The 8,717-nt window shown below is 41.5% G+C and carries 10 protein-coding genes; all 10 read left to right on the forward strand.

Annotated features, from left to right (window positions below; genetic code table 11):
- Positions 1-94: 94 nt before the first annotated feature.
- On the forward strand, positions 95-916 hold the full coding sequence (gene cysE / locus CXF78_RS07360; RefSeq protein ID WP_011637880.1) for a serine O-acetyltransferase: 822 nt from the start codon (positions 95-97) through the stop codon (positions 914-916).
- A gap of 232 nt (positions 917-1,148) precedes the next feature.
- A complete protein-coding gene (gene iscR / locus CXF78_RS07365) occupies positions 1,149-1,610 on the forward strand; it encodes a Fe-S cluster assembly transcriptional regulator IscR (protein ID WP_011637879.1) in 462 nt (153 codons plus the stop codon).
- 81 nt (positions 1,611-1,691) lie between these two features.
- Positions 1,692-2,906, forward strand: a complete 1,215-nt coding sequence (locus tag CXF78_RS07370) for an IscS subfamily cysteine desulfurase (RefSeq protein WP_011637878.1) — start codon at positions 1,692-1,694, stop codon at positions 2,904-2,906.
- Between the two features lie 72 nt (positions 2,907-2,978).
- A complete protein-coding gene (iscU, locus tag CXF78_RS07375; RefSeq protein ID WP_011637877.1) occupies positions 2,979-3,362 on the forward strand; it encodes a Fe-S cluster assembly scaffold IscU in 384 nt (127 codons plus the stop codon).
- A gap of 14 nt (positions 3,363-3,376) precedes the next feature.
- Positions 3,377-3,700: an iron-sulfur cluster assembly protein IscA gene (gene iscA, locus CXF78_RS07380; RefSeq protein ID WP_102036405.1), complete on the forward strand. Its 324-nt coding sequence runs from the start codon at positions 3,377-3,379 to the stop codon at positions 3,698-3,700.
- Between the two features lie 56 nt (positions 3,701-3,756).
- A complete protein-coding gene (gene hscB / locus CXF78_RS07385) occupies positions 3,757-4,281 on the forward strand; it encodes a co-chaperone HscB (protein ID WP_011637875.1) in 525 nt (174 codons plus the stop codon).
- A 72-nt stretch (positions 4,282-4,353) separates the two neighbouring features.
- Positions 4,354-6,213: a Fe-S protein assembly chaperone HscA gene (hscA, locus tag CXF78_RS07390; protein WP_102036406.1), complete on the forward strand. Its 1,860-nt coding sequence runs from the start codon at positions 4,354-4,356 to the stop codon at positions 6,211-6,213.
- Between the two features lie 8 nt (positions 6,214-6,221).
- Positions 6,222-6,557, forward strand: a complete 336-nt coding sequence (fdx, locus tag CXF78_RS07395) for an ISC system 2Fe-2S type ferredoxin (protein ID WP_011637873.1) — start codon at positions 6,222-6,224, stop codon at positions 6,555-6,557.
- A gap of 172 nt (positions 6,558-6,729) precedes the next feature.
- Positions 6,730-7,626 carry a 30S ribosomal protein S6--L-glutamate ligase gene (rimK, locus tag CXF78_RS07400; RefSeq protein ID WP_102036407.1) on the forward strand — a complete coding sequence of 299 codons (897 nt, stop codon included), beginning with the start codon at positions 6,730-6,732 and terminating at the stop codon, positions 7,624-7,626.
- A 165-nt stretch (positions 7,627-7,791) separates the two neighbouring features.
- Positions 7,792-8,223 (forward strand): nucleoside-diphosphate kinase, encoded by a 432-nt coding sequence (gene ndk, locus CXF78_RS07405; RefSeq protein WP_041413046.1) that lies wholly within the window; start codon positions 7,792-7,794, stop codon positions 8,221-8,223.
- The last annotated feature ends 494 nt before the right edge of the window (positions 8,224-8,717 follow it).

Consider the following 8,717-nt stretch of genomic DNA (forward strand, 5'->3'; position numbering starts at 1 on the left):
TATTGAAGCACCAGAGATGAATATTCTTCGTGGTATTTTGACTTCCATTGATAAGAAAATGGATAAACAAGATTAAGCAGTAAAGGAACATACCATGGGCGTCATCGATAGGCTAAAAGAAGACATTGAATCGATTTATCATCGAGATCCTGCCGCAAACAGTACCTTAGAGATAATATTTAATTATCCCGGTATGCACGCGATTTGGATCCACCGTATTAGTCATAAACTGTGGCTCGCTAACTGGCGATTTACAGCGCGTTGTTTATCAACATTTTCACGTTGGTTAACCGGTGTTGAAATTCATCCTGGCGCGACGATTGGTCGACGTTTCTTTATTGACCATGGTATGGGTGTCGTTATTGGTGAAACCGCCGAAATCGGTGATGATTGCACTCTTTATCATAGCGTTACTTTGGGCGGGACCACCTGGCAGCCAGGCAAACGTCATCCTACCTTAGGTAATAATGTGGTTATTGGCGCCGGGGCCAAAGTACTTGGGCCGATCACTATGCATGATGGTGCTCGTGTTGGTTCTAATTCTGTGGTCGTTAAAGATGTCGCAAGCGATCATACTGTCGTGGGGATTCCTGGACGTGTAGTGGCTTCGCCGACCAACCAATCAAAAGAAAAAACTGAACGTCGCACCGAAATGGCCAAAAAGTACGGCTTTGATGCGTACGCGGTGTCACCAGACAATCCAGACCCTGTTGCTAATGCGATTGGGCAAATGCTTGACCACATGCATTTGATGGATTCTAAAGTACAAGAATTGTGTAATGCCATCCAACAAATGGGTGGAGAAGTCTGTACTAAAAAATTACCAGAGTTAACCGTTGATGCATTCGATGAGGCTTCTCGAGAAGCTGCCACTAATCGTAAACATGACATTGATAAGTTCGACCCGAGTATTTAACAATCTGTAAGTCATTGTAGATTCAAGTCAAAGAAATGACCGATAATGCGATTAATTTCCTTGTCGGCATTGAATCTTACAAGATAAAAAGGTTAAATACGCCCTGCGAAAACATGGACCTTTTTGTTATAAGCAATGCCATAATACCCGAGTGTTTTGGTAGGATTAATACTTGACTAAATTACTAGGGTATGTTGAAATTACTGCATACTTTTTGGGAGCAGTACAAGTTATGAAACTTACATCAAAAGGTCGCTATGCAGTGACAGCTATGCTGGATGTTGCGATTCACTCTGCTACTGGTCCTGTACCTTTAGCCGATATTTCTGAAAGACAAGGTATCTCTTTGTCTTATCTTGAACAGCTCTTCGCTAAGTTACGTAAACATGGTTTAGTGTCGAGTGTCCGCGGACCCGGTGGTGGTTATCGTTTAGGTTTAGAAGCCGTCGATATCTCAGTTGGCATGGTCGTGCATGCTGTTGATGAATCTGTAGACGCCACTCGTTGTCAAGGAAAAGGTAACTGCCAAAGCGGTACTCGTTGCCTAACCCATTCTTTATGGGGTGACTTAAGTAAACAAATTTCAGATTTTTTAGATGGTATTTCTCTTGCAGGTTTGATGCAAAAGCGAGACGTAAGATTTATCTCGTTAAAACAAGATGAAATACAAAAGGAACATAGAGTGAGTTTGTAACTCGGCTATGTTGATTGAATATAATTATTATTTGTACGTTGTATGTAGCCTCATCTGAGACTGCTAAGTACGGAGTGTGTTATGAAGCTTCCTATCTATTTAGATTATGCCGCAACAACCCCTGTAGATCCGCGTGTCGCAGAAAAAATGATGCAACACATGACAATGGACGGCGTGTTTGGTAACCCAGCATCGCGTTCACATCGTTATGGTTGGCAAGCAGAAGAGGCGGTTGATGTCGCCCGTAATCAAGTTGCCGATTTAATTAATGCTGATCACCGTGAAATTGTCTTCACTTCAGGTGCAACAGAATCAAGTAACCTTGCGATTAAAGGTATTGCCCATTTTTATCATAAAAAGGGTAAGCATATTATCACCAGCAAAACTGAGCATAAGGCAACTTTAGACACTTGCCGCCAGTTAGAGCGTGAAGGTTATGAAGTTACTTACCTTGTTCCTGATGCTAATGGCATTATCCCAATGGAACGTTTAGAAGCGGCGATGCGTGATGACACTATTTTAGTCAGCATTATGCACGTAAACAATGAAATTGGTGTCATCCATGATATCAACGCAATTGGTGAATTATGTCGTTCAAAAGGCATCTTTTTCCACATGGATGCGGCACAAAGTGCTGGCAAAATACCAATTGACGTTCAAACCACCAAAGTTGATTTGATTTCGATTTCTGGCCATAAAATGTATGGACCAAAAGGTATCGGCGCATTATATGTTCGCCGTAAGCCACGTATTCGTCTTGAATCGCAAATGCACGGTGGTGGACACGAACGCGGTATGCGCAGTGGCACGTTAGCAACACATCAAATCGTCGGTTTAGGTGAGGCAGCTGCTGTTGCTAAACAAGACATGGCTGCTGATAGCGCGCGCATTACTCATCTACGCGATAAGTTGTGGAACGGTATTAAACACATAGAAGAAACCTATATCAATGGTGATATGGAACAACGCTACAGTGGTATTTTTAACGTTAGCTTCAACTTTGTTGAAGGCGAGTCGTTAATGATGGCCTTGAAAGACTTAGCGGTTTCTTCAGGTTCAGCCTGTACTTCAGCAAGTTTAGAGCCGAGCTACGTATTACGTGCCTTGGGTTTAAATGATGAAATGGCACATAGCTCGATTCGTTTCTCTATTGGTCGCTTTACGACCGATGAAGAAATTGACCACGCTATCAAAACGATAACTGAATCTATCGATAAGTTACGTGAAATGTCTCCATTATGGGAGATGTTCAAAGATGGTATCGATTTAGAGCAAGTTCAATGGGCACATCACTAATTTAATCTTGTTAAATGAGTGTAATACCATTAAATCGTAAACTGATAACGACACAGATTTTGGAGCAGTATCATGGCTTATAGCGAAAAAGTAATCGATCATTATGAAAACCCACGTAACGTAGGTTCATTTGATAAGAACGACCCATCAGTAGTCACTGGTATGGTTGGTGCACCAGCTTGTGGTGATGTAATGAAGTTGCAACTTAAAATTAATGCCGACGGTATTATTGAAGATGCAAAATTCAAAACCTATGGTTGTGGTAGCGCAATTGCATCTAGCTCATTAGTAACAGAATGGGTAAAAGGCAAAAGTGTTGATGAAGCTGCAACGATTAAAAATGCAGACATCGCCGAAGAGTTAGCATTGCCGCCGGTTAAAATTCATTGCTCAATTTTGGCTGAAGATGCCATTAAAGCAGCAATTGAAGAGTATAAAAGCAGACAAGCTAAGTAATACCTGGAGTTAAGATGGCAATTTCAATGACCCCCGCTGCGGCTGATCGAGTTAGATCGTTTCTTGCTAATCGCGGGAAAGGCCTCGGCTTGCGCCTTGGGTTGAGAACATCAGGTTGTTCAGGAATGGCATACGTCATTGAGTTCGTTGACGAGCTCAATGACGATGATGAACTTTATAATATCGAAGGTGTAAATATCATCATCGATGCCAAAAGCTTCATTTATTTGCAAGGTATTGAACTTGATTTTGTCAAAGAAGGCCTAAACGAAGGTTTTCAGTTCAATAATCCTAACGCAAAGGGTGAATGTGGTTGTGGTGAAAGTTTCACCGTTTAATCATTGTTCACCTAATTAAGCCGTTTTATATCAAACAGTAAGCATGATATCTGCCCATGAATTATTTCGATCTGTTTAATGTAGTACCTGCCTTTGATATCGACACCGCCTTACTTGCAGAGCGCTACCGCGAACTGCAACGGGCGGTTCATCCCGATAAATTCGCTAATGATACCGAGCAACAAAAGCTGCTATCAGTTCAGCGAACTGCACAAGTTAATGATGGTTATCAAACATTAAAAAATCCCCTACGCCGTGCTGAACACATGTTGAGCTTGCGTGGAATTGAATTAAGTCACGAAACCACAACATTGAAAGATGGTGCATTTTTGATGCAGCAAATGGAGTGGCGTGAAGCACTTGAAGATATCCAACACAATAGTGATCCACAGTCATCAATTGATGAACTGTATGAGTCGTTTGGTGAGTTTGAGTCAACATTACTGACTAAACTGGCGACGCTATTGATTAGTGATGAAAGTGCAGATGCTTTATTAGCGGCAGATCAAATTCGTAAGTTAAAGTTTATGGCAAAATTACATGATGAGTTAGCCCGTATTGAAGATGGCTTGCTCGATTAAATAGCCCTAAATTCTAAACCTTATTATTTATGATTAGCTTGGCTAATCGATAACACAACAAGTTGGAACACTATGGCACTGTTGCAAATTGCAGAACCTGGCCAAAGCGCCGCACCGCACCAGCATCGTCTTGCGGTTGGGATTGATCTTGGTACCACCAACTCACTTGTTGCTGCGGTAAGAAGTGCTCAAGCATTAACTTTACCTGATGAACAAGGTCGTCATTCGTTGCCGTCTGTAGTGCATTATGGTGAAACCAATGTGTTAGTGGGCTATGAAGCTCAAGACAAATCTGCTTTAGATCCACAAAATACCATCGTTTCAGTCAAGCGTTTTATGGGACGTAGCCTTACTGATATCCAGTCTGGTGTTCATCGTTTACCCTATGAATTACACGCAAGTGAAAACGGCTTACCGGTGTTCACTACGCCTATGGGACAAGTGAATCCTATTCAAGTGTCAGCCGAAATTTTAAAACCTTTAATTGCGCGAGCTGAAACCACACTAGGTGGCGAATTAGCGGGCGTGGTGATTACTGTGCCTGCGTATTTTGATGATGCACAACGTCAAGGTACCAAAGATGCTGCTGAGTTATTGGGTGTTAAAGTATTACGTTTATTGAACGAACCCACTGCAGCAGCCATTGCTTATGGATTAGATTCAAAGCAAGAAGGTGTCATTGCCATTTACGACTTAGGCGGCGGTACTTTCGATATCTCGGTTTTACGATTAAACCGTGGCGTATTTGAAGTATTAGCCACTGGTGGTGATTCTGCATTGGGTGGTGATGATTTTGATCACTTACTCGTGAGCCATTTACAACAGGCATGGCAGATAACAGAACCAGGCAGTCAATTAGCACGTCAATTACTCATTGAAGCTCGCCGAGTTAAAGAAGCGTTGACTGACAATGACAGCGTTGAAGCTTCTGTCGTCATGGCTGATAAAACATTAACTTGCACTGTTGATAAAAGCTTATTTAACGAGTTAATTGGCGCATTGGTGAAAAAAACCATCGGCAGTTGTCGTCGTACTTTACGTGATGCCGGCGTGAGTGTGGATGACGTTATTGAAACTGTGATGGTCGGTGGTTCAACCCGCGTACCATTGGTGCGTGAACAAGTTGAAACTTTTTTCAAAAAGACACCATTGACATCAATCGATCCTGATCGTGTTGTCGCCATTGGTGCAGCGATTCAAGCTGACATTCTTGTTGGTAATAAACCTGAATCCGATTTGTTACTGTTAGATGTGATTCCATTATCGCTTGGCGTTGAAACCATGGGTGGCTTGGTTGAAAAAGTGGTTACGCGTAATACCACTATTCCTGTTGCACGCGCACAAGAGTTTACCACATTTAAAGATGGTCAAACGGCCATGGCATTCCATGTGGTGCAGGGCGAACGAGAGCTTGTTGAAGATTGTCGCTCGTTGGCTCGTTTTACCTTACACGGTATTCCACCTCTAGCGGCAGGTGCAGCGCATATTCGAGTGACATTCCAAGTGGATGCTGATGGTTTGCTTAGTGTTACTGCGATGGAAAAATCCACTGGGGTTAATACATCAATTCAGGTTAAACCGTCATTTGGTTTATCGGATACTGAAATTGCCACCATGTTAAAAGATTCGATGAAGTATGCGAAAGATGACATTACTCGTCGTATGCTGGCTGAACAAAAAGTTGAAGCGGCGCGGGTGATAGAATCACTTAATGCAGCTTTGGCTAAAGATGCTGCGCTTCTGGATGAGCAAGAACGCGAAGAGTTAGTTGTGGCTATTGCCCAACTTGATGCCGTAGCACAACAAGATAATATTGATGCCATTGAAAAAGCGATTGCAAATCTTGATGATAAAACCCAAGATTTTGCATCAAGACGTATGGATAATTCTATTAGAGCGGCGCTAAAAGGGCAGTCGGTCGACAACATATAGGTGAAATGATGCCACAGTTAGTATTTTTACCCCATCAAGAACTTTGTCCAGACGGCGCAGTACTTGAAGCAGAAGTGGGTGAGACCATTTTAAACGTTGCACTGCGTAACGGTATTCATATTGAACATGCGTGCGAAAAGTCATGTGCTTGTACTACATGCCATGTCATTGTGCGTGAAGGTTTTGAACAGCTTGAAGAAAGCGATGAGTTAGAAGACGACATGCTAGATAAAGCATGGGGCTTAGAGCCTGAAAGTCGTTTATCTTGCCAGGCTAAAGTTGTAGATTGCGATATGATTATCGACATCCCTAAATACACCGTTAATATGGTCAGCGAAGGTTAGTTTTTGCTGAGCGAATAGCGCATCAATCATCCCATTTATAGCGGGTAATTGATCACAAAAAAAAGAGTCAATCTTGATAGATTGGCTCTTTTTTTATCTGTGGTCATTCCAGTCATTGATTTTAAATAAACTCAGCGTATGATGCGCGAAAATTCCAATTTTGGAGCACTCTGTGCGCATCGCAATACTGTCTCAAGGCCCGCAATTATATTCTACTAAACGCTTAGTTGAAGCTGCATTAGCTAGAGGACATGAAGTCAAAGTTATTAATCCATTAAAGTGCTATATGAATATCAATATGACTAAACCTAGCATTCATATGGCGGGTAAAGATCTGGGTCATTTTGATGCTGTTATCCCTCGTATTGGTGCTTCAGTGACCTTTTATGGTTCTGCAGTATTACGTCAATTTGAAATGATGGGCGTATATGCGGTTAATGGTTCAATTGGAATTGCGCGTTCACGAGACAAATTGCGTTCAATGCAGCTGTTATCTCGTCAAGGAATTGGGCTACCTATCACTGGTTTTGCCAATAAACCCAGTGATATACCTGATTTGATTGATATGGTTGGTGGTGCACCTTTAGTGGTTAAATTGTTAGAAGGTACTCAGGGCATTGGCGTGGTATTAGCTGAAACCCGCAAAGCTGCAGAGAGCGTGCTTGAGGCCTTTATGGGACTCAAAGCCAATATTATGGTGCAAGAATATATTGCTGAAGCACAAGGCGCTGATATTCGCTGTTTTGTGCTGGGCGATAAAGTGATTGCTGCAATGAAGCGCCAAGCAAAGCCAGGTGAGTTTCGCTCTAACTTACATCGTGGCGGCAGTGCTACTTTGGTTAAATTAACTCCTGAGGAGCGATCAGTCGCGCTTCGCGCAGCAAAGACAATGGGGTTAAATATTGCTGGAGTTGATTTATTACGTTCTAATCATGGTCCGGTTGTGATGGAAGTTAATTCCTCTCCTGGTTTAGAAGGTATTGAAAAAGCGACCCAAAAAGACGTTGCTGATGCCATTATTTGTTTTATGGAAAAGAATGCCAACAAGTTCATCAAGTCAGCACAATAAGAGTTAGCGATTAGCAATAGAGCATAAATTGGGTCATGTTAATAAAAATGACTCAATTTAGTGATGAAATATCACCGTAAAAGCGGATAAGGCTAGGAATATATGGCTAAATTACGTATAATCCGCGCGAATTTTTTAAACTTGCTCACATTAAGGAAGCTAGTTATGGCGATCGAACGCACATTTTCTATTATCAAGCCAGATGCAGTTGCTAAAAACCACATTGGCGCTATTTACAACCGTTTTGAATCAGCTGGTCTTAAGATCATTGCTTCTAAAATGGTACAACTATCTAAAGAACAAGCTGAAGGTTTCTACGCTGAACATAGCGCACGTCCTTTCTTTGGTGCTTTAGTTTCTTTCATGACTTCTGGTCCAGTAATGGTTCAAGTGTTAGAAGGCGAAAACGCTGTTCTAGCTAACCGTGAAATCATGGGTGCAACTAACCCAGCTGAAGCTGCTCGTGGCACATTACGTGCTGACTATGCTGCAAGCATCGACGAAAATGCAGTTCACGGTTCTGATGCAGTTGAATCAGCAGCACGTGAAATTGCTTACTTCTTCAGCGCTGACGAAGTGTGCCCACGCACTCGTTAATGGTGCTGTAAGTTGATAAAAAAGGAGCTTCGGCTCCTTTTTTGTGTTCGCTCGTCAGATATTGAGCACTTTGTTTGTTTGTTTGTTTGTTTGATAACGACTTCTTCGAGCTTAAATAGACCATTTCATCATATTGCGTTGACTAAAAACACTACATTTTATTAACAATAATGTTGCGAATTGGTGTGTTGATATAGTGTTAAATAAGATATCTGTACTCCGTCAGAAAGTTCCTAATCTTATACGAAATATCACCAAACAGGCTTTTTTGCCGTCTAATAAACAGGACTTCTCAGGCCCGATATTAAGGCTGTTTTGAATAGATTTAGTCTATAAAAATGCTAACAACTTACTTTTCTGAATAAATACTCAGTAATATTGAAATGTCATTCTGATGTTTTTTACGACAAATAATCGATTTTATTTAAAATATTGAAAATTAATTTTTGATACATTTTGTGATCAATTGTATTTAAATTGTTAACTGTGTTTTA

Origin of the sequence: Shewanella sp. 11B5, from assembly GCF_002836795.1 — a bacterium.
In the GTDB taxonomy this organism is placed as follows: domain Bacteria; phylum Pseudomonadota; class Gammaproteobacteria; order Enterobacterales; family Shewanellaceae; genus Shewanella; species Shewanella frigidimarina.

Coding starts and splice junctions, on each gene's coding strand:
- hscB (WP_011637875.1), top strand. CDS start 3,757: ATGAATTATTTCGATCTGTTTAATGTAGTACCTGCCTTTGATATCGAC.
- iscR (WP_011637879.1), top strand. CDS start 1,149: ATGAAACTTACATCAAAAGGTCGCTATGCAGTGACAGCTATGCTGGAT.
- cysE (WP_011637880.1), top strand. CDS start 95: ATGGGCGTCATCGATAGGCTAAAAGAAGACATTGAATCGATTTATCAT.
- CXF78_RS07370 (WP_011637878.1), top strand. CDS start 1,692: ATGAAGCTTCCTATCTATTTAGATTATGCCGCAACAACCCCTGTAGAT.
- ndk (WP_041413046.1), top strand. CDS start 7,792: ATGGCGATCGAACGCACATTTTCTATTATCAAGCCAGATGCAGTTGCT.
- iscA (WP_102036405.1), top strand. CDS start 3,377: ATGGCAATTTCAATGACCCCCGCTGCGGCTGATCGAGTTAGATCGTTT.
- iscU (WP_011637877.1), top strand. CDS start 2,979: ATGGCTTATAGCGAAAAAGTAATCGATCATTATGAAAACCCACGTAAC.
- fdx (WP_011637873.1), top strand. CDS start 6,222: ATGCCACAGTTAGTATTTTTACCCCATCAAGAACTTTGTCCAGACGGC.
- hscA (WP_102036406.1), top strand. CDS start 4,354: ATGGCACTGTTGCAAATTGCAGAACCTGGCCAAAGCGCCGCACCGCAC.